Raw genomic sequence first — 24,421 nt, 5'->3', positions numbered from 1 at the left:
GTGGCCGGAGCGCGACCTAGCGTCGGTTGACGTGGACGTTCCCGAGACGCGTCCACGTCGATCCGAGGAGGTCCTGCGCACATGGCCAGCTCCCGGTGGGCTTTGAGAGCCGCCGCCACCGTCACGACCCTGGCGTTCGCCCTGCCGTTCTCGACGGGCACCGCGAACGCCGACCCGATCCTCGTCCTGCTGCAGGACAACCACGTCAACGCGACGGTGGGGGTGAGCGGCAACGTCGACATGCTCGACGTCGCGGCCGGCGCCCACGTCGCGCTCGACACCGGTCCCGGCATCAGCGTCATGGACAACGGTGGCATCCAGGTCGCTCTTGGGCTCGCGGCTCAGGTCGACGCGAGTGTCGGCGTGGACGTCGATGCCGCACTAGACACGGATCTCGACATCGGACTCGACGCGGCTGTTGATGCGGCTGTGGACGCGAACGTGGACGCCGCGGTGGTAGCTGACACAGAAGTCGCTGCTGACGTGAGTGCCACGGACGACGACCGCGCTCCCGCACCCGCACCCGCAGCCGTCGCGGAGACCGTTGCCGCACCGGTCACGCCGACAGCCGAACCCGTGCCCGCCGCACCCGCCGAAGCCACCGACGTCGGTGTGGACGCGACCGCGGACGTGGTCGTGGACGCCGACATCAGTGCCGACGTCGATGCGGGCATCGGAATCGGCATCGGGTCGCACGGACCCTACGGTCACCACTGCCACCACGGCCTGCTGGGCGACCTGCTGAACATCGGGATCGGCGCAGGTGTGGGCGCGGACGCCGACGTGGACCTCGGCGACGGTGACGTCTCCGTGGGCGCGTTCATCGGCGTCGGCCTGACGATCGGCTGACGGCACGGCACGACGAAAGGACCACCGTTTGACAGCTCAGAGACCGAACTGAATCAGACCGCAACGACGAGGCGAGCGCCGCACCCGAAGGTGGCGCTCGCCTCGTTCAGTTGTGTGCGACCGAACTCCCGCGGGAGGAGATCAGCCGGCGCGGACGGACATCCACTGGCGCATCGCGTGCTCCACCAGCGTGATGAGCGTCTGCTTCGTCGACTGCCGGTTGCGCGCGTCGCACGTCACGATCGGCACCGACTCGTCGATCGTCAGCGCCTCACGCACGTCCTCCAGCCTGTGGTGCAGGAGGCCGTCGAAGCAGTTGACGCCGACGACGTACGGCAGCTGCCGGTCGTCGAAGAAGTCGATCGAGGCGAACGCGTCGGCCAGGCGGCGGGTGTCGACCAGCACGATGGCACCGATGGCGCCACGTACCAGGTCGTCCCACATGAACCAGAACCGGTGCTGACCCGGTGTACCGAAGAGGTACAGGATCAGGTCGCTGTCGAGCGACACGCGGCCGAAGTCCATCGCGACGGTCGTGGTGACCTTGTTGGGCGTGGCGGAGAGGTCGTCCACCCCCGCGCTGGCCTCGGTCATCACCGCCTCGGTGGTCAACGGGACGATCTCGGACACCGAGCCGACGAACGTCGTCTTGCCCACACCGAAGCCACCCGCCACCACGATCTTGGCAGACGTCGTCGGCTTCCGTGCGCCCTCGGCGCCCTGGGGACTAGAGCCTGCGAAGCCCACTGAGCACCCTCTCCAGGAATTCCATGGAAGGCCGGTCCCCCACGACCAGACCGCCCTGGTGAATCAAAACCAAACCCATGCTTGCCATGTCGCCGATCAACACCCGCACGACGCCAAGTGGCAAGCGTAGGAGTGCCGCGACCTCGGCCACAGACCGCGTGTCCACACACAGCCCGCAGATCGACCTGTGCTCGGGAAGTACTGCGGCATCCCGTTCGAGGCCTTTTTCGCTGGTCGAAATCAGCGCCTCGATAGCCAGGTCGTAGTCGGGTCGTGTGCGTCCACCGGTGCGTGTGTAAGGCCGCACCAGTGAACCCGAGTCCGCAGAAGCATTCTCCTCCGGACGCACTTGAGGCTGCGCACCGGTGCTGTACGCCGGCTGGCCGCCGGTGCTGTACACCGGATGCGGGCCGGTTGTGTACGGCAGTTGCTCCGGCACCGCGTCCGGCATCTCGTGCTGGCCGAACAGGTCCGCGCCGGGGCCACCGAACAGCCCGGAGCCGTACCCGTCGATGTCGAATCGGTTCGGCACGTCGTCGTACGGATACGACGACGAGTCGTCCACCTCACGCTGAGACATATCGCCTAGCCCTTGCCCTGTAACCCGCTCATCGAGGGGTGCGTCCTCAGCTTCCTCTGATTCTTGGGGTATCGCGTCAGGCTCGTCGAACTGGAACCCACCAGAAGCCCACTCCTGGTAGTTGAAGTTCCTACCGAAGCCTCGGCCTCTAGCGCCAGATCTACCAGCCATTTGTTCTCACCCCTGAACTTCAGATGAGGTCTAGCGACGGACCACGCCCTGAAGCTGCGCACGCAGCTCAGGGGTGAGTTGTTGACCGACTCTCTCCACCAACAGCGTCATCTCGTAGGCCACGAGGCCGATGTCGCAGTTGGGTGCCGCCAGGACGGCAAGGCAAGAACCGTCACTGATCGACATGAGGAACAGGTAGCCCCGCTCCATCTCGACGACCGTCTGGTTGACCCCGCCTGCCTCGAAGCAGCGGGCAGCACCCTGGGTGAGGCTGACCAGTCCGGACGCGACCGCGGAAAGCTGTTCTGCGCGGTCCCGGGGCAAGCCCTGGGAACCGGCGAGCAACAGCCCGTCCGCGGACACCACAACGGAATGTGCCACACCGGGCACCCTCCGCACGAAGTCGGTGATAAGCCAACCAAAGCTGCCTGGCTGCGCTGCGGTCGTCACTCCTGCTCCTCGTTCTGCCGGCTCGATTGGTCACCAGCGTATGCCTCGATCAATGCGTGCCGGCCTCGCTTGACACCACTCTGCAGGCTCGACATCCGTCCGCGCACCGCGTCAGCGGTACGGGGCGGCAGCGGCGGGCGCTGCGCTGTCGACGTCAGGCTCTGCGTCTTGGGTGCAGCAGATCCTGGCACGAGCTGAGCCTTAGGTGTCCGTTTCGGCAGTCCTGCCGTGGTCTTCGTCTCCGGCGTCTTGTTCAACAACGCCTGAGCCGCGTGCCATCCCTCATCGGCTGGCGATTGCCAGGCCGACTCGGAAGTAGGTGCCGCCGCTGGAGTCTCCTCCACAACGGGCTCCGGTTCCACAACTCGCTCCTGCTCGGCGGGTGCGGGTACTTCTTCGGCCGCCGGCTGGATCTTCGAGCGCGGCGTGCGCACCGGAAGACCAGCGGCCGACGTGGTGGTGGGTGCCACCGCCGGTACAGGCTTGCGAGATCGGGTCGGCAGCTCCGGTTCCGGACCGTCCGAGAGCGGCGGGACGGTCGGCGGCTCGTCGATGTACTCGACGGAGCCCTTGTCGGTCCCGCCCAGCCTCGACTCGACGTGCCCGTTGGTCGCTGCCGGTGAGTCGTCCTCCGCGGCGGAACGGACCGGCTGAGCCGCCGATGCGGACGTCTCACTGCCCACGGCCTGGAACCACTGCGACAGGACCGCCTCGTAGATCGGCAGGCGTTCCGTCGGGGCGTCCAGGTCGTGCTCGATCTTCTTGCGCGAGGCGTCCGAGGTGCCGTTGCGGTGTGCCATCCCCAGATCGAGCAGGCCCTCGTCGGCCGAGGCGCGCGAGACGCCGTTGGACGAGGAGCGCTCGTCGTCGATCGGGGAGATCGGCACGAACTGCGTGGTCTCGTAGCCCGGCTCGAAGGAGATCTCGCCGGCCTCTTCGTTGCGGTCCTCATAGGCCGTGAAGAGGGTGGGTTCGCCGAACGAACCCTCCGGTTCGACCGCGGAGAGCTGGTCGCGGCGCCACCGCTCGGACGGCGTCGCGTCCTCGATCGGCGGCTCGCTGTAGACGGGGATCGCCGTCGCTCCGGCACCCGTGTCCGTGATCGAGCTGGGCACGAAGTTGACCGGGATGCTCGGGCTCGACTCGTCGATCCTCGGCGTGAAGCCCGTGGTGCCGGTGGCACCCGTGACTCCGCCGAAGGCACCGGCGATGCCGCTGGCCCTGGTCGCGGTGGTGCCGATCTCGGTCGTGTGCTCGGCCGGGGCCAGCGGCATCGGCACGGGCGACATCGACGGAGACGAGGCGTTCGGCGACATGCCGAACGCGGAGGCGAGGCCGGCGGAACCGGACGGCGGGGTCGAGACCGGTGCCTGGCCGGGGATCGCGACGAGCGTCTCCGGCACGATCACCAGCGCCGTCGTGCCGCCCTCGATGTCCTCGTTGCCGCGCAGGCGGACCTTGATGTCGTGGCGCTTGGCGAGCCGCGCGACCACGTACAGGCCCATTCGGCGGGAGACGGCGACGTCGACGTCCGGCGGGTCTGCCAGCCGGTCGTTGGCGTCGATGATCTCCTGGTCGCCCATGCCCACGCCGCGGTCCTGGATCTCGATCGCCAGCTCGCCCTTGCGGGTCTTCGCCGTGCGAACGGTGACCTTGGTGACCGGGTCGGAGAACGCCGTGGCGTTGTCCAGCAGCTCGGCGATGAGGTGCACGAGGTCGTTGACGGCGCGGCCCTGGACCGTGAGGTCCGGGGTCTGGCCGACCTGCACTCGGGCGTACTGCTCGACCTCGGAGACCGCGGCACCGAGGACCTCGGCGGCCGGGACCGGCCTGGTCAGCCGCCGGGAGAGGTCCGTACCCGAGAGGACCAGGAGGTTCTCCGAGTTGCGGCGCATGCGGGTCGCGAGGTGGTCGAGCTCGAACAGCGAGGCCAGCTGGTCAGGGTCCTGCTCGTCCTGCTCCAGCCGGTCGATCAGGTTCAGCTGGCGTTCGACCAGGGCCTGCGACCTGCGGGACAGGTTGACGAACATCGCGTTGACGTTGTCACGCAGGAGGGCCTGCTGGGCGGCCAGTCGCACCGCTTCACCGTGCACCGCGTCGAACGCGCGCGCCACTTGGCCGATCTCTTCCCGCGTGTGCACCGGCACCGGCTCGACGGCGGTCTTGGCCGCGTCCTCCGGGTTGGCGTCCGCGAGGATCCGCTCGACCGCGTCGGGGAGACCGTGGTCGGCGACGTCGAGGGCCGTGCGGCGCAGCGTGCGCAGCGGGTTGAGGATCGAGCGGGCGACGAACAGCGCCATCAGCAACGCGAGCGCGAGGATCGCGAGGACGATGCCGGACTCGACGTACGCCCTGGTGCGGGTGTCGCCGGCGAGCTCGTCGGTCTTGTTCTGCAGCTGCTCGACCAGCAGGTTCTCGACGTCACGCGTCAGGTTGACCGTCAGCGTGGCGGCGATGTCCCACTTCTCGGGCGTGATCTGGCTGAAGTCCTTCGCGCCCGCCTGCTGGTTGACCGCCGATTCCTGCATGTCGTTCGCGTTGTCGACGATGAGGCCGGTGACGGTGTCGTCGTAGATCTTGGCCTGCTCGGGCGTCGCGGACTTGCGGAAGTCGTTGCGGGCCGCTTCGAGCTCTGCGTTCGCGGCCTGCAGGGAACGCAGCTGGGACGGGGTGAACGCCTTGCGCTGGAAGACGTCCAGGAGGATCGCCCGCTTGAGCGACTCCTGCTCCTTGATGCGCGCGATGGCGTTCGTGGTCAGGTGCAGTCGCACCAGTGCCGAGTCGCTGATCTCGGAGATCGTCTGCTCACCGAGGTTGATGAGCGTCTCGATCGACTCCGAGTAGGTGCGCTGGACGGCCTCGGCGGGGTACTGGGTGTCGCGCACCGAGTTGCGGAGGCTGTTCAGGCGGTTGAGCTGGTTGAACGCGACCTGGAACCGCTCGACGGCAGCGGGGTTCAGGTCGGAGCTGAGCTCGGCGATCTTGTTGCTGAACGCCTCGCTGGTGTCGTTCACACGACGCAGCTGGCGCTCCAGGACGACCCTGTCGACCTTCTGGTTCGAGGCGACGTAGCTGACCGAAAGGTCGCGCTCGCGCTGCAGCTGCTGCACCAGGTCCGCGACGGCGGTCTCGAGGCGGATCTGGTTCGCGAGGTTGTTGAACTCCGTCGCGGCCTGGAGGTCGGTGCGGACACGCAGACCACCCAGGGCGAGCGCACAGATCGTCGGGATGAGCAGAACGGCGAGCAGCTTCGTGCGCAACCGCCAGTTGCGCAGGCGCCATCCCGCGGATCGGGTAGATCCCGCACCGGGACCGGCTCCGACATCGTGCTTCACCGGGTTCGGTGTCACGTTCATCGGTCCGTCACCCAGCGCAGCCAGTCCGTCACCCGATTCGGGCCTTTCGGAGCGTGTGGTGTCACCCACGCCAAACTGGCTGGGACCTCTCTCACGTCGGGCCACTCTGGGCTTCCTCTTCCAGCAGCAGTGTCCCGGTCTCTCCCCAGGACCGAGCATGGACTCGTCAAACGGGCCGAATTGCAGCACAGAGGTCGTTCGCCCGGTGAGGCGCCCTACCCCGTCTGAAGACACGTCGGTCTACTACGACCTGTGCCACCCGAGCCGGAAGGGTAATGGTCACCCCCACCCCGGGGGAAGTCTCCAGAAGCACTCACCGTATCGAGATGGGGTGTCGTTTCATACGTTCAGGTGGTTAACATCCCCGGTTGTCGGCACACCCCACGTCCGTCCGAACTCCCAGTTGGGACTGCGGACGCCCAGGTCTGTGGCGACACTCACTGCTCAAAACGAAGCTACCCAAGGCCTACCGGCGAGAGGTGCCATGGCTACCCGAGCCAAAGCTCTGCGGCTTGCCGCAGTGCTCATCACGTGCGTTCTGACCGCGAGCTGCGGCCTGTTCGGCGGTTCGTCGAACGGCGGCAACGCGGACGTCGAGCGCAACGTCATCCGCATCGGCGTGCTGCCGGTCGTCGACGTGGCCCCGTTGCGGATCGCGCTGACCGAGAAGCTCTTCGAGAAGGCCGGCCTGCAGGTCAACCTGGTCACGCAGCCCAGCGAGGCTGAGGCCATCAAGCAGCTGGACACCACGCTCGACCTCACGTGGGCGACGCACGTCAGCCTCTTCCGCGCGGTCGCCGAGGGCACCGAACTGCAGCTGCAGGGCGAGGCCTACCAGGCCGGTCCGAACTCGATGGCGCTGGTCGCGAAGGCCGACTCGGACTACGACGACCCCGGCAAGAAGCCCTCGCCGACCATCGCCGTGAACAGCGAGACCGACATCGGCGCGCTGACCACGCGTGCCGTGCTGGACACCGCGGCGGTCGAGAAGCAGAGGATCAAGTTCCGCCCGATGGCGTTCGCCGACATGGAGAACGCGCTCACCTCAGGCACGGTGGACGCGGCGTTCATGATCGAGCCCTTCATCACGAAGGCGCAGCGCAAGATCGGTGCGAAGATCGTCACCGACACCGCGCGCGGCCCGACACTGGACTTCCCGATGTCCGGCTACGCGTCGTCGAAGAAGTTCGCCGAGGCGAACCCGAAGACGATGAAGGTGTTCCGCGACGTGCTGCGCGAGGCGCAGCAGCGCGCGCAGGCCAACAAGCTCGCCGTGCAGGACTCGCTGACCAGCTACGCGGACGTCGACGCACCCACTGCGGCCCTCGTGTCGGTGGGCACGTTCCCGCTGTCGCTGAACCCGATCCGGCTTCAGCGCGTGGCCGACATGATGGACACCGAGGACGTGCTGTCCGGGCGTCTGGACGTGCAGCAGCTGCTGCCACCGGGCACGACCAACTAAGTAACGAAAACGTTGCTTTTGGGCATGGGAATTGGCGGGCCGTTTTCACGGCCCGCCAATTGCCGTTTCGTCACTGTCCGCCGAGAGCCGTGATGCAGTAAGTGATGCCCGGCGTGGGTTCGGTGTACGAGATGGCCGTGGCCTCACCGCAGTCCGCGGTGGCCGCCTTGACGACCTTCTCGACCTTCAGGACCTTCTGGACGGCGAACTCGTTGTTGCCCTTGGAGCAGTCAACGACCTTCATGCCCTCCATGTTCATCTTGACGAGCTCTTCCTCGTAGCACTTGCCCTCTTCGAGCTTCTCGACCAGGCAGAGCTTGAGCGACGAGCTGCGCCGGCCGGACTCGGTGTACTCGGCGTAGTCCTCGCTCGGGCACGCCTCCGACGTCGACTTCATGGCCTTGGCGATGAAGTAGTTCGCCTCGGGGGCGTTGCAGTCGACCTGCTTGTACTTCGGGCTGAACGTGGTGCCCGTGACGCTCGCGCAGTCGCCCGGCTTGGCCGACGGCTCGGTGATGGCGCTCAGGCCACCGCCGATCAGGACCTTCACCAGGATGCCGACGCCGACGAGCACGACGATGGTGACGATCGAGCCGATGATCTTGCCGGCGCCGCTCTTCTTGGGCGGCGGGCCGTAGGGCATGGGCTGGCCGGGAGGCGGGCCGTACTGGCCCGGCTGACCGGGCTGCGCGTACGGGTCGCCGGGCTGGCCGGGCTGTCCTGGCTGGGCGTAGGGGTCACCCGGCTGGCCGTACTGGCCGGGCTGACCAGGCTGTCCGTACGGCTGACCAGGCTGGCCGGGGTGGCCCTGCTGCGGCGGCGGGCCGTAGGGGTTCGGCTGACCGGGCTGGCCGTACGGCTGCTGCGGCTGTCCACCGGGAGGCGGCCCGTAGGGCCCTGGCTGCTGGGGGTAGTTGGGGTCGGTCACTGGATTCCTCTCGGATGGGTCTCGCGAAAGACGGCGAAACCGGAGCCGTGGGAACAGGACTCCGGTTTGGCTGGGTCGAACGTGCTGCGCGGGAGTACCGGCGCTGTGGCGGAGCTTCGCCTCGGTGGCACCGCGGTCGACCTGCCCTCGGTCAGGGCCGGTCGACGAGGTAGGTCAGGATCCGCTCGCCGGTACTCGGCGTCCCCGGCGCGGGCGGAGCGGACTCAGTCGTGCTCATGCGGTTCTCTCATTTCCCAAATACCCCAGACGGCCCATGCCCCCCGACACGGCCGGAGCCGAGATTGCCACGCGGCAGGCGGCTGCGCTCGGGCTTTACGGAAACGTTACGGCCGCTTGGATCCGCTAGAGGGTCGCGGCGCAGTAGGTCAGCTTGACCTCGGGGTAGCTGTAGCGCTTCTCGTCCGCCGCGCACGCCGGGGCCGGCACGTCCTTGCTGACCTTGGTCACCTCGAACGCGTCCGCGTCGCACTCCACCGGGGTCGGTTCCATGCGGTCGGAGGTGGACGGGTAGCAGGCGCCCTCCGTCCACAGGGGAACCAGGCAGGTCCTGACCGCCGGATCCTGCGCACGCCTGGTGGTCACGTCCGTGTAGGCGTTCGCGCAGCTCTTCGAGGTGGCGACCGACTCCGTGACCACGTAGTTCGCGCCGGCGGAGGTGCAGCTCACGGTGTCGAGGTCCGGCTCGTTCGCGTAGCCGGTGACGTTCGCGCACTCACCGGCCTTGGGCGCCGTGATCGGGGCGAGGAACTCGGTCATGCCGTAGATGGCGACGGCCGCGGCGACCACGGTGAGGCCGTAGGTCAGCACTCGCTTCCGCAGGCTCGTCCTGGGCGCGGGCGGCTCGTCGATCATCACGCCGCGAAGCGTTCCACGTGGACGGTGGGAAGTGGTGCGGTTTGCGCGAAGATCACTGCTGCTGGTCGCCGCGCTCCAGGCAGAAGGTGATCGCGGGCTCCGGGAAGACGGCCGCGCGCGAGGTGCCGCAGGCCGCCCGGTCGGCCTTGCCGCTGACCACCTTGGCGACCTTCACCGAGTCCTTGGTGGCGCAGTCGACCTTCGCGATGCCGCTCTCGGAGTCCTGGCCGTAGCAGGCGCCCTCGACGAAGTTAGGCATGAGGCACAGCGTGGCGTCACCCGTGTACGTCGAGTAGTCCATGCCGCCGGACGGGCAGGCCTTCTCGTTCCAGCCGAGGACCTTCGCGATCTTGACGTTCGCCTGCTCGGAACCGCAGTCGAGCGCCTGGTAGCGCGGGTTGTCGAGCGCACCGGAGATCCGGGCGCAGTCGCCGGGCTGCGCGGCCTTCGCCACGTCGCCGAGCTGGTTCAGGACGAACCCGCCGAGCAGCACGAGGGCGATGACAACGGCGATACCCAGGCCGACCTTCTTCATGGCCTGGGTATCGGCGTCGGAAGGGGTTCAACTCAACCGAGTTCACCCGATCAGGATCCTTCGTGGACACCCATGCAGTAGACCGAGGCCGGTTCGCTGAAGCGCAGCTCGCTGGAGCCCTCGGGACACACCGTGCCCTCCTCGGGCAGGCCGTCGACCTTCTTCACGATCTTCACGGGCGACTCGGTGGTGCAGTTCTCCTGCTTGAACGCGCCGTCGTCGCTGGAGGTGTAGCACTTGCCCTCAGCGAGGTTCGGCATGAGGCACATCGTCTCGCTGCCGGACTTCACGGGCTCGTAGATGCCCTCGGCCGGGCAGGGGTCCTCCGCGTTCTTCAGCATCGCGGCCACCCGGTGCGTCGCGGCGGAGTCACCGCAGCCCTTCGACGAGATGTTCCAGTCGCCGTCCGGCTTGTCCACGTCCTTGGGCGAGGCGCTCACGCAGTCGCCGACGTTGGTGCCACCCAGCGACGTGAGCGCCCACACCCCGCCACCGACCAGCACGATCGCCAGCACGCCGACGATGACGAACTTCAGCCAGTTGTTGTTCTGGGGCGACTCGTCGGTCTCGGACTCCTCCGGAACCGGGGTCACCACGGCCGGCGGCTCGACGGGATCAGTCGACTCGGTGCTCATGCGCGAGAACGTACGACACCGCGTGTTGGCTGCGTGTGTCGCCTCACAGTTGTTGTCGCCAGTTGACGCAGGTCGAACGCATTTGGCGTCGTCAGGGAGACTTGTCGGCGTGACCGATGGCCCATTGATCGTCCAGTCGGACAAGACGCTGCTGCTCGAGGTCGACCACCCGCTCGCGAACGACGCGCGCACGTCCATCGCGCCGTTCGCCGAGCTGGAGCGGGCTCCGGAGCACGTGCACACGTATCGCGTGACTCCGCTGGCGTTGTGGAACGCACGGGCGGCCGGGCACGACGCCGAGCAGGTGGTCGACGCGCTGGTGCGGTACAGCCGCTATCCGGTGCCTCAGCCGCTGCTGGTGGACGTGGTCGACACGATGAGCCGCTTCGGGCGGCTCGTGCTGGCCAACAACCCCGCGCACGGGCTGGTGCTGCACTCCAACGACCGCGCGGTGCTCGAAGAGGTGCTGCGCAACAAGAAGATCGCGCCGATGTTCGGTGCCCGCATCGACGACGACACCGTCATCGTGCACCCGAGCGAGCGCGGGCGGCTCAAGCAGCTGCTGCTCAAGGTCGGCTGGCCGGCCGAGGACCACGCCGGCTACGTCGACGGCGAGGCGCACACGATCGAGCTGGAGGAGAACGGCTGGAAGCTGCGCGACTACCAGCGGCTCGCGGCCCAGGCGTTCTGGGCGGGTGGCTCCGGCGTCGTCGTGCTGCCGTGCGGCGCGGGCAAGACGCTGGTCGGCGCCGCGGCGATGGCGGAGGCCCAGGCGACCACGCTGATCCTGGTCACGAACACCGTGGCGGGACGGCAGTGGAAGCGGGAGCTGATCGCGCGCACCTCGCTGACCGAGGAGGAGATCGGCGAGTACTCCGGTGAGCGCAAGGAGATCCGCCCGGTCACGATCGCGACCTACCAGGTGATCACCCGCAAGTCGAAGGGCGAGTACAAGCACCTGGAGCTGTTCGACTCGCGCGACTGGGGCCTGATCGTCTACGACGAGGTCCACCTGCTGCCGGCGCCGGTGTTCCGGATGACCGCCGACCTGCAGTCGCGCCGCCGGCTCGGGCTGACCGCGACGCTGGTGCGCGAGGACGGGCAGGAAGGCGACGTCTTCTCGTTGATCGGGCCGAAGCGGTACGACGTGCCGTGGCGCGACATCGAGGCGCAGGGCTGGATCGCCCCCGCCGAGTGCACCGAGGTCCGGGTGACGCTGACGGACAACGAGCGACTGCAGTACGCGACGGCGGAGCCGGAGGAGCGCTACAAGCTCTGCTCGACGGCCAGGACGAAGATCCCGGTGGTCAAGCGGGTGCTGGAGCAGCATCCCGGCGAGCCGGCCCTGGTGATCGGTGCTTATCTGGACCAGCTCGACGAGCTGGGTGAGGAGCTTGATGCACCGGTGATCAAGGGATCGACGAAGAACAAGGAGCGCGAGGAACTGTTCGACAAGTTCCGCAAGGGCGAGCTCCGGACCCTGGTGGTGTCCAAGGTCGCGAACTTCTCCATCGACCTGCCCGAGGCGTCGGTCGCCATCCAGGTGTCCGGCACGTTCGGGTCGCGCCAGGAGGAGGCCCAGCGCCTCGGCCGGATCCTGCGGCCCAAGGGCGACGGGCGGCAGGCGCACTTCTACTCGGTCGTCGCGCGCGACACGCTCGACACCGACTACGCGGCGCACCGGCAGCGCTTCCTGGCGGAACAGGGGTACGCCTACAAGATCGTCGACGCGGACGACCTGGTCGGATGACCTCCTGGTGGATGTGGGACCCGGCTGGGACCGCGCCTCGGCGCCGGTTCCGGTCGGAGGAGTCGCTCGCGAGGTCGGCGCCGGACACGCAGGTCGTCCGGGCCGACGACTTCACCTGCCCCACCCAGCGCCGCCGCGCCACGGCCGTGCGTTCCGACTTCCTCCGCGTGACCGGCGATCCCGTGCAGGTCGCGCTGGTCGAGCAACGGCTGTGGACGCTGCTCGTGGCGTTGCGCCGGGCCCAGCCGCTGCGGAACGCACTGGCCACCGCCGTGCCCAAGCCGGGCAGGGCGGCGCTGGTCGCGGAGCCGTCGCGCGAGCTGGCCGAGTTCGACCGGCGCTTCGACCGGTTCGCGGACGCGGTGCGAGTGCTGGTCTCGGATCCGACGCCGGAGCAGCTACGCCACACCGCCGCCCTGGACTAGGCATCTGCAAGTACCACCAACTCCGAGTTGGTGGCACTTGCAGATGCCCTAAGCCAGCAGGGCTGGGATCTCGGCGACGGACTTCAGCAGGTGGGTGTGCTTCGCGGCGCCGAGCTCCTCGGCGGTCTGGCTGCCGCTGAGCACGCCGACGACGAACCCGGCGCCGGCGTTCATGCCCGCCTGCAGGTCTCTTGTGGTGTCTCCGGCCGTCAGCACGCGCTGGACGTCCCTGACGCCGGTCAGCTCCATCGCCTTGAAGATCATGTACGGCGCCGGGCGGCCCGCGGGCACGTCGTCCACGCAGACCACCGCGTCCAGCACGCCCTCGCGCCAGCCCAGGACGTCGAGCAGGCCGTCCACGACCGGCCGGTCGAAGCCGGTGGTCAGCGCGACCTTGACGTTGTTGCTCCGCAGGTGTTCGAGCGCTTCCGGGACGCCGGGGATCGGCGTCGGCGGCGTCTCGGCGTAGTACTTCGCGAGCCGCTCGTGGAAGTCCGCGAACTCGGCGTCCACATCGGAGCGGCCGAGCATCGCCGAGATCGCCTCGTACTTGTCGGCACCCATCCAGTCGCCGACGTCCCGCGCCGACCCGCCGGCCGCGATCACGGTGTCCGCCAGCGCCTGGTAGACGAGTCCGTGCTCCTGCACGGTGGTGCCGGCCATGTCCAGCACGACCAGGTCGACCTTCACGACGCCCTCCAGTCCCGCAGCAGCGCCGGGTGCGCCTGCTGGGAGTTCTCGATCGAAAAGCTGACCATGTCCGGGCGGTAGCGGTCGTCGGAGTGCTCGACCGGCCTTCCGTCCATTCCGGACGCACGCCGCCGCTCCCGCAGAAGTGGGGCCCCCAGGGCGACTTCCAGCAGTTCGCTGTCCTGCGCGTCGGCCGCTACGGCGTCGATCTGGTGCCGGGCGACGGTCATGTCGACGCCCTGTTCCCCCAGGTACGCGTAGAGCGAGCCGCTGTCGCAGTCGAAGTCGAACAGCAGGCGCCCCACCGGTTCCACGAACGTCGTGCGCTCCAGCATCGTCGGGCGGCCGTCGATCAGCCGCTGCCGGAGCAGCTGCACCACCGGCGTGCCCTCGTCGAGCTGGAGGGCGTCCGCGATGTCGGCGTCTGCCGGGCGGCGCGCGATCTCCAGGGTCCGTTGCCCCGGAACGTGCCCGAGGCCCGCGGCCCAGCTGGAGAACGACAGGAACGTCTCGAACGGCTGCGACAGCGTGTGCCTGCGCACCACGGCGGGCTTGCCGCGGCCGCCGCCGATCATGCCCTCGGCCCGCAGCGACGTGAGCGCCTGGCGGACCGGCGCGCGCGAGGCGTTCCACTGCGCGCACAGCTGCGATTCGGACGGCACCGGGTCGCCGACGGCTAGCTCACCCGAGCCGATGCGGCGGCGCAGGTCGGCCGCGATGCGCTCGTGCAGTGGCATCTCCATGCATCCAACGATACATATCATAACAAGTCTGAACTCCAAGTGAACACATCAGCACACCCATTGATTCTGCCCCTGGGGCCACTCATCGTTCTTGTCATGACAAGTGTGGACCTGGTGGTCGTCGGCGCGGGGATCGTCGGGCTCGCGCACGCCTGGCACGCGGTTCGGCGGGGTCTCTCCGTCGCCGTGGTCGAGCGCGACGAGCACGCGGCGGGGGCCTCCGTGCGCAACTTCGGGCACGGCTGCTTCACCGCTCAGGACGGGGTGGCGTTCTCGTACGCGATGGCCGCTCGCGAGGAGTGGCTGAAGCTCGCCGGTGAGGCCGGGTTCTGGCTGCGCGAGTCGGGCTCGGTCGTCGTGGCCCGTCACGAGGACGAGCTGGAGGTGCTGCGGGAGTTCGCCGGCGTCCGGGAGATCGAGCTGACCGACGACCTTCCCGTCGCCGGACTCGGCGGCGCCCTGCTCCCCCTCGACATCCGCGTCAACCCGCGCGAGGCCGTCCACGCGATCGCCGCGCTGCTGGCCGAGCGCGGGGTCGTGTTCCACTGGTCGACCAACGTGCTCACCGTGGAGCCGGGCCTGGTCCGCACGTCCCGCGGCGAGCTCCGTTGCCGCGCGGCGGTCGTCGCGGTGGGCCACGACGTCGACAGGTTCTTCCCCGACCTCGCCGAGGAACGCGAGATCCGGCGCTGCCAGCTGCGCATGCTGCGCGTCGCGCACGGCGGCGTGATCGACCCGGCCGTGCTGACCGGGTTCTCGATGCTGCGCTACGAGGCGTTCGCGCGCTGCCCCACGACCGAGAAGGTCCGCGAACGCCTCACGAACGACCACCCCGAGTTGGTCGAGGCAGGGCTGAACCTGATGTTCACCCAGCTCCCCGACGGCTCGCTCACGATCGGCGACACCCACCACTACAGCCGCACGGTCGACCCGTACCGGCCCGAGGACCTGGACGACCTGGTCCTCACCGAGACGGCCCGGCTGCTCGGCGTTCCCTCGCTGCGAGTGCTCGAACGCTGGCGCGGCGTCTACGCGTCGGCCCCCGACCCCTTCCTGACCGCGACGCCCGCTCCCCTCACCAGGGCCGTCTCGGTCACCTCCGGCATCGGCATGACCACCGCGCTCGGCCTCGCCCCGGCCGTGCTCGACGACCTCCTCCAGGAGATGTGATGAGAGCCCTCAACGTCGTCCTCGCCGCGACGCTGGCGCTGACAGCCGCGACCGCCTGCGGCACGACCACTTCCAGTTCCGGTGCCGACTGCCCGAACGGCAAGGTGCGCTTCGGCGTCGAGCCGTACGAGGACCCCGAGAAGCTCAAGCCCGCCTACGAGGTGCTCGCGAAGGCGCTGACCACCAAGCTCGGCTGCGAGGTCGAGCTGCAGGTCGTCGACGACTACGCGGCCGAGGTGCTGGCGATGCGCAACGACAAGCTGGAGATCGCCCAGTTCGGCCCGCTCGGGTACGTCTTCGCGTCGCAGAAGGCGGGCGCGGAGCCCATGGTGTCGTTCGCGGACGGCTCCGGGAAGCTCACCAGCTACACCGCCGGGATCTGGGTCGCGAAGGACTCGCCCGCGCAGAAGATCGAGGACCTGCGGGGGAAGTCGCTCGCGCTGAGCAGCGTCGGTTCGGCGTCCGGTGACGCGCTTCCCCGCTACGGCCTCAAGAAGCACGACGTCGCCGACGTGAGGCTCGACTACGCCGGTGGACATCCCGAGGCGATGTTGTCGCTGGTCAACGGCAAGGTCGACGCTGCGGAGATCAACAGCCAGACGCTCGCCACGGCGCGGGCCGCCGGCACGTTCGACGAGTCGCGGTTCCGCCAGGTCTGGAAGTCCGAGCCGATCCCGAACGACCCGATCACCGTGCGCGGCGACCTCGACCCGGCGTTCAAGGACAAGGTGCGCAAGGCGTTGCTGGAGCTGGAGACCGCCGACGTCGAGAAGGTCGGTGCGTTCCTCGACGTCACCCCGCCCGGACCTCTCGTCCAGGTCGGCAACGACACCTACAAGGTGCTCTTCGACCTCGCGACCACGCTGGGGCTCAAGGAAGAGGACGTCTGATGCTCGCCATCAGCGGCCTGCGCAAGTCGTTCGGCGGCCGGGTCGTGCTGGACGGGTTCGATCTCACCGTCGAACCCGGCGAGTTCGTGGCGCTGCTCGGGCCGAACGGCTCGGGCAAGTCCACGGCGCTGCGGTGCGTCGTCGGGCTGGAGACCCCGGACGGCGGCTCGATCGAGGTCGGCGGGAACGCCGCGATGGTGTTCCAGAAGATCCACCTCGTCGGTCGCCGGAACGCGCTGGACAACGTCTGCTCCGGCGCTCTCGGGCGGCTCCCGTTGCGCCGCTCGTTCTTCTTCCCGCGGGACGTCCGCGAGGAAGCCATGCAGTGCCTGGAACGCGTCGGGCTCGCGGACCGCGCGCTCGACCGGTGCGCGCGGCTTTCCGGTGGGCAACAACAACGTGTGGCGATCGCACGGGCGTTGTGCCAGCGCGCCAACGTGATCCTCGCCGACGAACCGGTGTCGGCGCTCGACCCGCAGGCCGCGGTCCAGGTGATGGAGCTGCTCAAGGCGTTGGCGGGCGAAGGAATCGCGGTCGTGGCCGTGCTGCACCAGCCGGAGCTCGCGCAGACGTACGCGCACCGGATCGTGGAGATGCGGGCGGGGGTGGCGGCATGACCCTCACGACTCCTAGGCGCCGCTGGCCCTCCCCGGTCGCCTGGATCGCCGTGGCGGTCTTCCTCGTTGTGCACGTGCTCGCCTGGCAGGCCACGGAGTTCTCCCCCGCCGCGCTGATCGCGGGCTGGGAGGGCATGGCCGACTTCCTCGCCGAGTCGCTGCCGCCGGACTTCTCCGTGCTCGGGAAGTCGCTGGAAGCAGCGGTGATCACGCTCTACATCGGACTGCTCGGCACCACGTTCTCGGTTCCGTTCGCGCTGGCGCTGGCACTGCTGGCGTCTCGCGCGACGACTTCGGCGGTGTGGGCGCAACAAGCTGCCCGTGCGGTGCTGTCGTTCCTGCGCTCGGTGCCGGACGTGGTGTTCGCGCTGATCTTCGTGACGGCGGTGGGGCTCGGGCCGTTCGCGGGCGTGCTGGCGCTGGTGTTCCACAACACCGGTGTGATGGGCAAGCTCTGGGCCGAGGCGATGGACGAGAGCGACCGCGGGCCGCGCGAGGCGGTGAAGGTGACCGGTGCGTCCGGTCCCCAGATCGCGCTGCACGCGGTGCTCCCGACCGTGATGCCTTCCCTGGCAGGACTTCTGCTCTACCGGCTGGACGTGAACGTGCGGTCATCTCTCGTGCTCGGCCTGGTCGGCGCGGGCGGGATCGGCTTCCTGATCAACCAGTCGATCAAGCTGTTCCGGTTCGACGAGATGGTCACGCACATCCTCGTGGTGCTGCTTCTCGTGGTCGTGGTCGATCAGGCCTCTGGCTGGGTGCGCAAGCGGCTAGGTGCTTGACCTGCTGGCCGTAGCGGGCGCCTTGGTGCACCGTCACCGAGCCGTCCGCTGCGACCTCGCAGGGGTTGTTCGCCGTGCACTGCTCACCGCTGTCGTTGCCCGTGCTGTGCACACCGACGACCGTGACGCCGTCCTTGAGCACGATCGGTGAGCCCGACCCGCCGTGCGACGGCTTGCACGCCGGGTCGTACCGGTACGCGTTGGCCTGCGTGTAGCCCTCTTCGCGCAGATGCGGGACCACGGCCTCGATCGTGCAGCTGAAGCGGTCGCCGTTGCCCGACGAGATGACGTCGACGCGTTCTCCCGGCCTGGCCGACCTGTTCGCCAGTTTGAAGATCTTCACGCCCTTGGCCTTGAGCTGCGCGTACGTCTGGTCGAGCTCGAACAGCGCCGTGTCGGAACCGGTCATGGTCGCCGAGACGAGCCGCGTCGTCTCGGCTTTGGCCTGCAGGTAGCCCTGGCGGTCGCCGATGGTGACCGGGAGCTTGAGCGCGACGTCCCTCAGGGTCTGGCCGGGTGCCGGGCGTTCCGGGACGCAGTGGCCGTTGGTGAGCAGCAGTGCCTGGTCGCCGGGCCTGGTGTGGTCGGTCCTGACGACGGACGCCGAGCACACGCCACCCACCGACGCGGCGCCTTCGAGGTTCGGCACGGGGGTGTCCGGTGGGTTGATCCTTCCGGTGACGACGTCGTCGATCCAGCCGGTGAAGTGGTGGACGTCGGTGTACATGACGGGCCGGTCGTCGCCGCCCGCGCCGCTCACGATGCCGGCGATCACCCAGCGGTCGCCGTCGCGGACGAGTGCGGGGCCGCCGGAGTCCATGTTGGTGGCCGCGACGCTGCCGTCCAGCGCGCCGATGCACAGTTCGCGATCCGCGTAGATGCCGTCGCAGGCCGTGGCCGGCTGGATCACGGTGTCGGCCTCGCGCAGCTTCTGCGGATAGCACTCGGGCGCGCGGCGGTCGCACGTCATGCCCCAGCCGAGGATGCGCGCTGCCGCGCCTTCCGCGGGCCGTGCGGCCGGCAGTGCGACGGGCTTGGTCTTCGCGTTCCTCTTGAGCTTCAGCAGGCCGATGTCACCGTCGTGGACGGGGTTGGGCGAGTAGGTGATGAACCGCTCGACCTCGACCACCTCGCCGCCGCTGCCCGCGTCGAGCGTGCCGAGCCGGACCGACCAGTTCTTCGGCCTGCCGACCTGGGCGAGGCTGGGGTTGTTCCTGGTGCAGTGGCCCGCGGTGACGGCCCAGCCCGGAGCGACGAGCGTGACGCCGCACGTGTGGCCGTCCGCGCGCGGTGAGTCCGGGCGTTGCAGCGAGCCGGAGAACGGGTAGGGCGCCGCGGCCTCGGCACCGCCTCTGATCGCCAGCGCCGGCGTGACCGCGGTGATCATCGCGAGGGTGGCGAAGGTGATCGCCGGTAGCACTTTTCGCATGTCACAGAGGCTGTCGAAGCTGTGTGCGCACACGGTGATGGCTCCGCAACAACTGCGCACGGCCGGTCGTTACGCAACGATGACGTCGCAAGAACGTCCCCATGAGACCCGTCGGGAAAGCTGGAGGACATGCCGCGCGTACTGCTGATCGAGGACGACGAGGCGGTCCGCGAAGGACTGTCGCTCGCCCTGACCTACCAGGGCCACACCGTGGACGCGGTCCGCACGGGCGAGGAGGGCCTCGAGCTGCTGGGCAGCGTGACGCCCGACGTCGTCGTGCTGGACCTGATGCTGCCGGGCGTGGACGGGTTCGAGGTGTGCCGCCGCATCCGTGCCGTCGGCGACCTCCCGATCATCATGCTGACCGCGCGCAACGACGACATAGACGTGGTCGCGGGCCTGGAGGCCGGTGCGGACGACTACGTGGCCAAACCGGCCCAGGCCCGCGTGCTGGAGGCCCGCATCCGCGCCGTGCTGCGCCGCTCCACCGCCTCGGTCGCCGAGGTCGTGGCCGAGCGCCACGGCGACCTGACGATCGACCGCGACGGCCTCGTGGTGACGCGGTTCGGCAAGCCGGTCTCGCTGGCACCGACGGAACTGCGGCTGCTGCTGGAGCTCTCGTCGTCACCGGGCCGCGTTATGTCACGGCAGCAGCTGCTGGGTTCCGTGTGGGACCAGGGTTATCTCGGCGACTCGCGGCTGGTCGACGCGTGCGTGCAACGGCTGCGTTCGAAGATCGAGGACGACGCGGCCGCACCCGTGTACGTCCAGACCGTGCGGGGCTTCGGCTACCGCTTCGGACCGCTGTGACCCTGCGCCTGCGGCTGCTGCTCGCGTTCACCCTGCTGACCGTCGTGACCGCCGCGGCCGTGGCCGGCGCCGGCTACGTGCGGGCCCGTGACGCGATCGTGCAGCGCGCCCAGGACAACGCCGTCATCGAGACCACGAACCGCGTCGAGCAGCTCTACCCGCTGCCGGCGCGTGCGGTGGACACAGCGATCCTGGAACGCGTCGCGGCACGGGTCTCCGGCCGCGAAGGCCAGGCAGTGGCTTACGGCAACGGGGTTTCCGCCGGGGGCATGAACCCGTCCGTGATCACGGCGGAGCTGCGTTCCCTCGTGTCGTCGGGCCGCGTCGGCTGGCAACGCGTGTCGTACAACGACGCCGTGTGGCTCGTCGTCGGCATGCAGCTGCGGGTGCCGTCCGGTGCGCCGTCGGGCATCGAGGTGTACGTGCTGCGGCCGTTCACGTCGGAGATCGCGTTCGTCGACGAGCTGGCGCGCAACGCGTGGCTGATCGGCGGCGCCGTGCTGATCCTGGCCCTGGGACTGGGTTTCCTGGCCGCCCGCGGTGTGCTGCGCCCGGTCCGCGAACTGCAGCACGCGGCCTGGAAACTCGGCCAGGGCGAGCTTTCCGCGCGGGTGCCGGTGCGCGGGCGCGACGAGCTGGCCTCCGTCGCGTCGACGTTCAACAGCACGGCCTCCTCGCTGGAGCACTACGTCGGCGAGCTGCAACGGATGGAGGCGGATGCGCGGCGGTTCGTGGCGGACGTGTCGCACGAGCTGCGCACACCGCTGGCCGCGATGACGGCCGTGACCGACGTGCTCGACGCCGAGACCGCCTCGCTGCCGGGGGTCGCCGGCCAGGCGGCGCGGCTGGTGAACCGGGAGACGCTGAACCTGACGCGGCTGGTCAACGACCTGATCGAGGTCACCCGGTTCGACTCGGGCACGGCCGCCCTGGCGCTGGACGACGTCGACGTGGCCGAGGTGGTGCGGACCTGCCTGCGGATGCGCGGTTTCGAGCTCTCGGCCGACCTGCCGGACGGGGTGCGGGCGCGGCTGGACCCGCGGCGGCTGGACGTGATCGTGGCGAACCTGGTCGGCAACGCGCTGCGGCACGGCGCTCCCCCGGTGTCGCTCGTGCTGTCGGTGTCGGGGTCGTCGCTGGTGATCCACGTCGCGGACTCCGGGCCCGGGCTGCCCTCCGAGGTGCTGCCGCACGTGTTCGCGCGGTTCTACAAGGCCGACTCGGCTCGGGGGCGGTCGGAGGGGTCCGGGCTCGGGCTGGCGATCGCGTGGGAGAACGCTCGGCTGCACGGGGGGACGCTGGTGGCGGCGAACCGGCCCGGGGGTGGGGCTTTGTTCACGTTGCGGCTGCCGTTGGGGGGTGACGCGTGAGGCGTTCGTCGTGGATGTTGTTGTGCGTCGCCGTGCTCACCGCGTGCGGCATCCGCCCCACCGACCCGATCCCCGGCCTGGAGGCCCCCAGCGGCCCCGTCGAGAACACCTCACCGTCCCTGTACTGGGTCGCGCCCGGCGGCAGGGTGCTGCCCGTCGGCCGGTCCGCGGGCAGCCTGAGCGGGTTCGACGTCGTGGCCTTGCTCGCGCAGGGCCCCACCGGTGCCGAGCAGGACCGCGGCCTGTCCACCGAGGTGCCCTTCGACGCCGCGCCCGCCACCGTCGACCGGGTCGCGAACGGCCTCGACGTCACCATCTCCAGCGACGTCTCGCAGCTCAGCGGCGCTGCCGTGCAGCAGATCGTGTGCACGCTGCTCGCCGTGCAGCCCGTCGGCACGGTGAACCTGCGCGGGGGCGGGCATTCGCTGGAGTTCCAGAAGTGCGCTTGAATCGGCGCGTGCACGTCTACTCCATCCCGATGCGCGTCCGGTTCCGCGGCATCACGCAGCGCACCGGCCTGCTGTTCGAAGGTCCGGCCGGGTGGGGCGAGTTCTGCCCGTTCGAGGAGTACGACGACGACGAGGCCGCGGCCTGGCTCGCGTGCGCCCTGGAAGCCGCGAACGTCGGCTGGCCGGCGCCGGTTCGTTCACGGATTCCGGTCAACTGCACCGTGCCCGTGGTCAGCCCTGAGAAGGCGCACGAGATCGTGGCGAGGTCGGGCTGCTCGACGGCCAAGGTGAAGGTCGCCGAGTCGACGCTGGCAGAGGACTGCGCGCGGCTCGAGGCGGTGCGGGACGCGCTGGGACCTGGCGGTTTCGTGCGCGTCGACGCGAACATGCTGTGGGACGTCGACACGGCCGTCGCCGCGATCAAGGCCATGGACAAGGCGTCCGGCGGGCTCCAGTACGTGGAACAGCCGTGCCACACGCTGGACGAATTGGCTGCGGTGCGGCGCAGGGTCAGCGTGCCGATCGCCGCGGACGAGTCGATCCGCAAGGCCGAGGACCCGGTGAAGGTGGCCGTGTCGGGAGCCGCGGACATCGCGGTGATCAAGGTGGCGCCGCTGGGCGGGGTGCGGAAGGCGTTGGAGGTGGCCGAGGCTTGTGGGCTGCCGTGTGTGGTGTCGTCGGCGCTGGAGACTTCGGTGGGGATGGCCGCTGGTGTTGCGTTGGCAGCGGCGCTGCCCGATCTCGACTACGCGTGCGGGCTGGCCACGTTGTCGCTGCTGGACGGGGACGTCACGAGCGACTCGCTGGTGCCGGTCGACGGTTACCTGCCGGTGCTGACGAAGGCTCCCGTGCCGAACCGCGTCGAGGGGTACGAGAGCATTCCGCTCACCGAGGCCTGGATTAATCGGTACGACAGGGTGCTGAACAAACTCAGCCGATGAGTCGATCGACCTGGATCTTCAGGGGAAACGGCTCGGTCGCCTCGTAGATTCTGGTCTCCGCAGGCCCTTCCTGGTAGCCGAACGCACCGGCCAGGTGCATCGGGGCCAGCGAGATCGGCTCGTCGAGGTCGATGATCCAGTAGAACGGGATGCCTGCCCAGGCGTACTCGTCACGCTTGGCTCGGTAGTCCGTGTTTCGCGAACTCGGTGACATCACCTCGACAGCGAGCACGACCTCTGCAGCTCTGATGAGGCCACCATCCGCTTGTCGCCGCTTGAGGCCGCTCCGCTTCACAACGATCAGGTCCGGCCGCCGGACATATCCGGGCCTGTCTGGTTGAGCCAGTTCCAGATCCACATCCGTGTCCTGGACCACCTCGAGATCGTCGGGTATTTGGTTGAGGAGCTGAACCGCTAGTTTCAAGTGAGCCATGTTGTGCTCGGGGATTGCACTGGGCGACATGATCAGACGGCCGTTTACCAATTCCGTATAGCCGTCTTCGGTTTCTCCGAGTGCGGCGTACTGAGCAACGGTCATCGGACCCGCTGCAACAGCAAGCAGACGCCTCGGAGGCCTATCGGGTAGAGCGGTCACCACGTCTCCTTCCGTCTCTACCACCGTCGCACATGGAAAGGCTCCAATCCCTTCCCCGATCACACACCTTCCAGCGATCTACGGCTTGCCCCGCGCCAGCCCCTGCTCCGCCGCCCCCAGGCTGAACACGATCCCCTCGGTCCGGTTGATCGCCTCGGTCCGCCGGGCGTTGGCCGGCACCCGAGTCAGGTCGACGAGCCGGATGGGCGGCCCCAGCTCCACCAGGGTCGGCGTGAAGGAGGCCTCCACCACGGACCACCCGGCGGGCCCCTGCTCGAACTTGAACCGGGCGATCGCCCCTTCCTCGGTCACACCACGAGGCTCGGCGTGCCGCGCGACCTCGTTGCCGAGGCCGTAGGCGACCCACTTCCCACCGATCTTCTCGAACGGCTGCACGACGTGCACGTGCGTGCCGATGATCAGGTCCAGCGCGGGGTCGGCGAGCAGCTGGCGGGCCAGGGCCTTCTGCTCGGCCGTCGCCTCGTGCTGGTACTCGTTGCCCCACTGCACGGACAGCACGACGACCTCGGCGCCCGCCTCCCGAGCCTTGCGCGCGTCGGCGAGGATCTTGGCCGCGTTGATCTGGTTCGCGCGCCACGGCTGGGGCAGCGGGATGCCGTTGAAGCCGTAGGTGAACGACAGCTGGGCCACGCGCACGCCGCCCGCGTCGAGGATCAGCGGCGCCGCCGACTCCTCCTGCGTGCGGAACGAGCCGGTGTGCTTCAGGCCGACGGCGTCCATCGCGTCCAACGTCGTCGTGATGGCCGAGACGCCGCGGTCGAGGGTGTGGTTCGAGGCGGTCGAGCAGGAGTCGTAGCCGACGTCCACCAGGCCCTTGGCCACCTCAGGGGGAGCCAGGAAGGACGGGTAGCCGAAGAACGGGCCCTCCTTCGTGCCCAGCGGCACCTCGAGGTGGCACAGCGAGAGATCGGCTTTCAGGGTGTCCTTGATGCCCGAGAACAACGGCAGGAAGTCCCGTCCGGCCGCTCCTCCGTCGGCCACCGCCTGATCGGTCAGCGCCGGGTGGATCAGGATGTCGCCGCCCGCGGTCAGCACGAAGGAACGCGGCGGGGGCGGGCCCTGGGAGGTCGTCGCAGGTGCGGGGGCCGCTGTGGTGACGACCACGGGCGAGCCGGTGCACGCGGACAGCAGCAAGCCGGTGACCAGCACG

At 69.0% G+C, this 24,421-nt stretch carries 25 protein-coding genes; 12 read left to right on the top strand and 13 right to left on the bottom strand.

Going from position 1 to position 24,421, the window contains the following annotated elements; all coding sequences use genetic code 11:
• Positions 1-81: 81 nt before the first annotated feature.
• Positions 82-849, top strand: coding sequence for a hypothetical protein (locus ACSHWB_RS16980; RefSeq protein WP_439662986.1), 768 nt, complete (start codon positions 82-84; stop codon positions 847-849).
• Between the two features lie 141 nt (positions 850-990).
• Here the strand turns inward: ACSHWB_RS16980 and ACSHWB_RS16975 are convergent, their stop codons facing one another.
• The 4 genes from ACSHWB_RS16975 to ACSHWB_RS16960 form a co-directional block, all read right to left on the bottom strand.
• A complete protein-coding gene (locus ACSHWB_RS16975) occupies positions 991-1,596 on the bottom strand; it encodes a GTP-binding protein (protein WP_030470877.1) in 606 nt (201 codons plus the stop codon).
• Entirely contained in the window at positions 1,577-2,161 is a 585-nt protein-coding gene (locus ACSHWB_RS16970) for a DUF742 domain-containing protein (RefSeq protein ID WP_439662985.1), read from the bottom strand. The genes ACSHWB_RS16975 and ACSHWB_RS16970 overlap by 20 nt, the downstream gene beginning before the upstream one ends.
• Positions 2,162-2,377: 216 nt before the next feature.
• Positions 2,378-2,797: a roadblock/LC7 domain-containing protein gene (locus tag ACSHWB_RS16965; RefSeq protein ID WP_030470879.1), complete on the bottom strand. Its 420-nt coding sequence runs from the start codon at positions 2,795-2,797 to the stop codon at positions 2,378-2,380.
• Entirely contained in the window at positions 2,794-6,153 is a 3,360-nt protein-coding gene (locus tag ACSHWB_RS16960) for a nitrate- and nitrite sensing domain-containing protein (protein ID WP_439662984.1), read from the bottom strand. The genes ACSHWB_RS16965 and ACSHWB_RS16960 overlap by 4 nt, the downstream gene beginning before the upstream one ends.
• 484 nt (positions 6,154-6,637) lie before the next feature.
• On the opposite strand from ACSHWB_RS16960, the gene ACSHWB_RS16955 reads away from it, so the two are divergent.
• On the top strand, positions 6,638-7,615 hold the full coding sequence (locus ACSHWB_RS16955; RefSeq protein ID WP_439662983.1) for an ABC transporter substrate-binding protein: 978 nt from the start codon (positions 6,638-6,640) through the stop codon (positions 7,613-7,615).
• Between the two features lie 70 nt (positions 7,616-7,685).
• Here ACSHWB_RS16955 and ACSHWB_RS16950 read toward each other — a convergent pair whose 3' ends face one another.
• The 4 genes from ACSHWB_RS16950 to ACSHWB_RS16935 form a co-directional block, all read right to left on the bottom strand.
• Positions 7,686-8,543 carry an LppU/SCO3897 family protein gene (locus tag ACSHWB_RS16950; protein ID WP_439662982.1) on the bottom strand — a complete coding sequence of 286 codons (858 nt, stop codon included), beginning with the start codon at positions 8,541-8,543 and terminating at the stop codon, positions 7,686-7,688.
• A gap of 363 nt (positions 8,544-8,906) precedes the next feature.
• Complete coding sequence (locus ACSHWB_RS16945) at positions 8,907-9,416, bottom strand: LppU/SCO3897 family protein (protein WP_439664614.1); 510 nt, start codon at positions 9,414-9,416, stop codon at positions 8,907-8,909.
• A gap of 55 nt (positions 9,417-9,471) precedes the next feature.
• A complete protein-coding gene (locus ACSHWB_RS16940) occupies positions 9,472-9,954 on the bottom strand; it encodes an LppU/SCO3897 family protein (protein ID WP_439662981.1) in 483 nt (160 codons plus the stop codon).
• A 50-nt stretch (positions 9,955-10,004) separates the two neighbouring features.
• Complete coding sequence (locus tag ACSHWB_RS16935) at positions 10,005-10,589, bottom strand: LppU/SCO3897 family protein (RefSeq protein ID WP_439662980.1); 585 nt, start codon at positions 10,587-10,589, stop codon at positions 10,005-10,007.
• Positions 10,590-10,698: 109 nt separating this feature from the next.
• Here ACSHWB_RS16935 and ACSHWB_RS16930 point away from each other — a divergent pair, with 109 nt between their 5' ends.
• Positions 10,699-12,339 (top strand): DNA repair helicase XPB, encoded by a 1,641-nt coding sequence (locus ACSHWB_RS16930; RefSeq protein ID WP_439662979.1) that lies wholly within the window; start codon positions 10,699-10,701, stop codon positions 12,337-12,339.
• Positions 12,336-12,764 carry a hypothetical protein gene (locus tag ACSHWB_RS16925; protein ID WP_439662978.1) on the top strand — a complete coding sequence of 143 codons (429 nt, stop codon included), beginning with the start codon at positions 12,336-12,338 and terminating at the stop codon, positions 12,762-12,764. The genes ACSHWB_RS16930 and ACSHWB_RS16925 overlap by 4 nt, the downstream gene beginning before the upstream one ends.
• Before the next feature lie 48 nt (positions 12,765-12,812).
• Here the strand turns inward: ACSHWB_RS16925 and ACSHWB_RS16920 are convergent, their stop codons facing one another.
• Together ACSHWB_RS16920 and ACSHWB_RS16915 are read right to left on the bottom strand one after the other, a co-directional pair.
• Positions 12,813-13,454: a phosphonatase-like hydrolase gene (locus ACSHWB_RS16920; protein ID WP_439662977.1), complete on the bottom strand. Its 642-nt coding sequence runs from the start codon at positions 13,452-13,454 to the stop codon at positions 12,813-12,815.
• Complete coding sequence (locus ACSHWB_RS16915; RefSeq protein WP_439662976.1) at positions 13,451-14,197, bottom strand: GntR family transcriptional regulator; 747 nt, start codon at positions 14,195-14,197, stop codon at positions 13,451-13,453. Before ACSHWB_RS16915 ends, ACSHWB_RS16920 begins: the two co-directional genes overlap by 4 nt.
• A 96-nt stretch (positions 14,198-14,293) precedes the next feature.
• Between ACSHWB_RS16915 and ACSHWB_RS16910 the strand changes: the two genes are divergently transcribed.
• Genes ACSHWB_RS16910 through phnE form a run of 4 tightly spaced genes read left to right on the top strand, consistent with a single transcriptional unit; the run spans position 14,294 to position 17,656 of the window.
• Complete coding sequence (locus ACSHWB_RS16910) at positions 14,294-15,367, top strand: TIGR03364 family FAD-dependent oxidoreductase (RefSeq protein ID WP_439662975.1); 1,074 nt, start codon at positions 14,294-14,296, stop codon at positions 15,365-15,367.
• On the top strand, positions 15,367-16,257 hold the full coding sequence (locus ACSHWB_RS16905; RefSeq protein WP_439662974.1) for a phosphate/phosphite/phosphonate ABC transporter substrate-binding protein: 891 nt from the start codon (positions 15,367-15,369) through the stop codon (positions 16,255-16,257). Before ACSHWB_RS16910 ends, ACSHWB_RS16905 begins: the two co-directional genes overlap by 1 nt.
• Entirely contained in the window at positions 16,257-16,874 is a 618-nt protein-coding gene (locus ACSHWB_RS16900; protein ID WP_439662973.1) for a phosphonate ABC transporter ATP-binding protein, read from the top strand. Before ACSHWB_RS16905 ends, ACSHWB_RS16900 begins: the two co-directional genes overlap by 1 nt.
• Positions 16,871-17,656: a phosphonate ABC transporter, permease protein PhnE gene (phnE, locus tag ACSHWB_RS16895; RefSeq protein ID WP_439662972.1), complete on the top strand. Its 786-nt coding sequence runs from the start codon at positions 16,871-16,873 to the stop codon at positions 17,654-17,656. The genes ACSHWB_RS16900 and phnE overlap by 4 nt, the downstream gene beginning before the upstream one ends.
• Here the strand turns inward: phnE and ACSHWB_RS16890 are convergent.
• Positions 17,574-19,085, bottom strand: coding sequence for a trypsin-like serine protease (locus ACSHWB_RS16890; protein WP_439662971.1), 1,512 nt, complete (start codon positions 19,083-19,085; stop codon positions 17,574-17,576). The two genes, phnE and ACSHWB_RS16890, sit on opposite strands and share 83 nt — an antisense overlap.
• 129 nt (positions 19,086-19,214) lie before the next feature.
• Between ACSHWB_RS16890 and ACSHWB_RS16885 the strand changes: the two genes are divergently transcribed.
• From ACSHWB_RS16885 to ACSHWB_RS16870, 4 genes are read left to right on the top strand one after another with little or no spacing between them, the layout of a single operon-like run.
• Complete coding sequence (locus ACSHWB_RS16885) at positions 19,215-19,895, top strand: response regulator (protein ID WP_439662970.1); 681 nt, start codon at positions 19,215-19,217, stop codon at positions 19,893-19,895.
• Positions 19,892-21,265 carry an ATP-binding protein gene (locus ACSHWB_RS16880; RefSeq protein ID WP_439662969.1) on the top strand — a complete coding sequence of 458 codons (1,374 nt, stop codon included), beginning with the start codon at positions 19,892-19,894 and terminating at the stop codon, positions 21,263-21,265. The genes ACSHWB_RS16885 and ACSHWB_RS16880 overlap by 4 nt, the downstream gene beginning before the upstream one ends.
• Complete coding sequence (locus tag ACSHWB_RS16875; protein WP_439662968.1) at positions 21,262-21,714, top strand: GerMN domain-containing protein; 453 nt, start codon at positions 21,262-21,264, stop codon at positions 21,712-21,714. The genes ACSHWB_RS16880 and ACSHWB_RS16875 overlap by 4 nt, the downstream gene beginning before the upstream one ends.
• An 8-nt stretch (positions 21,715-21,722) precedes the next feature.
• Entirely contained in the window at positions 21,723-22,655 is a 933-nt protein-coding gene (locus ACSHWB_RS16870) for an o-succinylbenzoate synthase (protein WP_439662967.1), read from the top strand.
• On the opposite strand, the gene ACSHWB_RS16865 is transcribed toward ACSHWB_RS16870, so the two are convergent.
• Both ACSHWB_RS16865 and ACSHWB_RS16860 read right to left on the bottom strand, forming a co-directional pair.
• A complete protein-coding gene (locus tag ACSHWB_RS16865; protein ID WP_439662966.1) occupies positions 22,645-23,193 on the bottom strand; it encodes a Uma2 family endonuclease in 549 nt (182 codons plus the stop codon). The two genes, ACSHWB_RS16870 and ACSHWB_RS16865, sit on opposite strands and share 11 nt — an antisense overlap.
• Before the next feature lie 135 nt (positions 23,194-23,328).
• Positions 23,329-24,420: a CapA family protein gene (locus ACSHWB_RS16860; RefSeq protein WP_439662965.1), complete on the bottom strand. Its 1,092-nt coding sequence runs from the start codon at positions 24,418-24,420 to the stop codon at positions 23,329-23,331.
• Position 24,421 lies beyond the last annotated feature (1 nt).

The sequence above is a fragment of the Lentzea sp. HUAS TT2 genome, from assembly GCF_051853195.1.
GTDB lineage: Bacteria > Actinomycetota > Actinomycetes > Mycobacteriales > Pseudonocardiaceae > Lentzea.
This window is presented reverse-complemented; position numbering and strand designations above follow the sequence as displayed.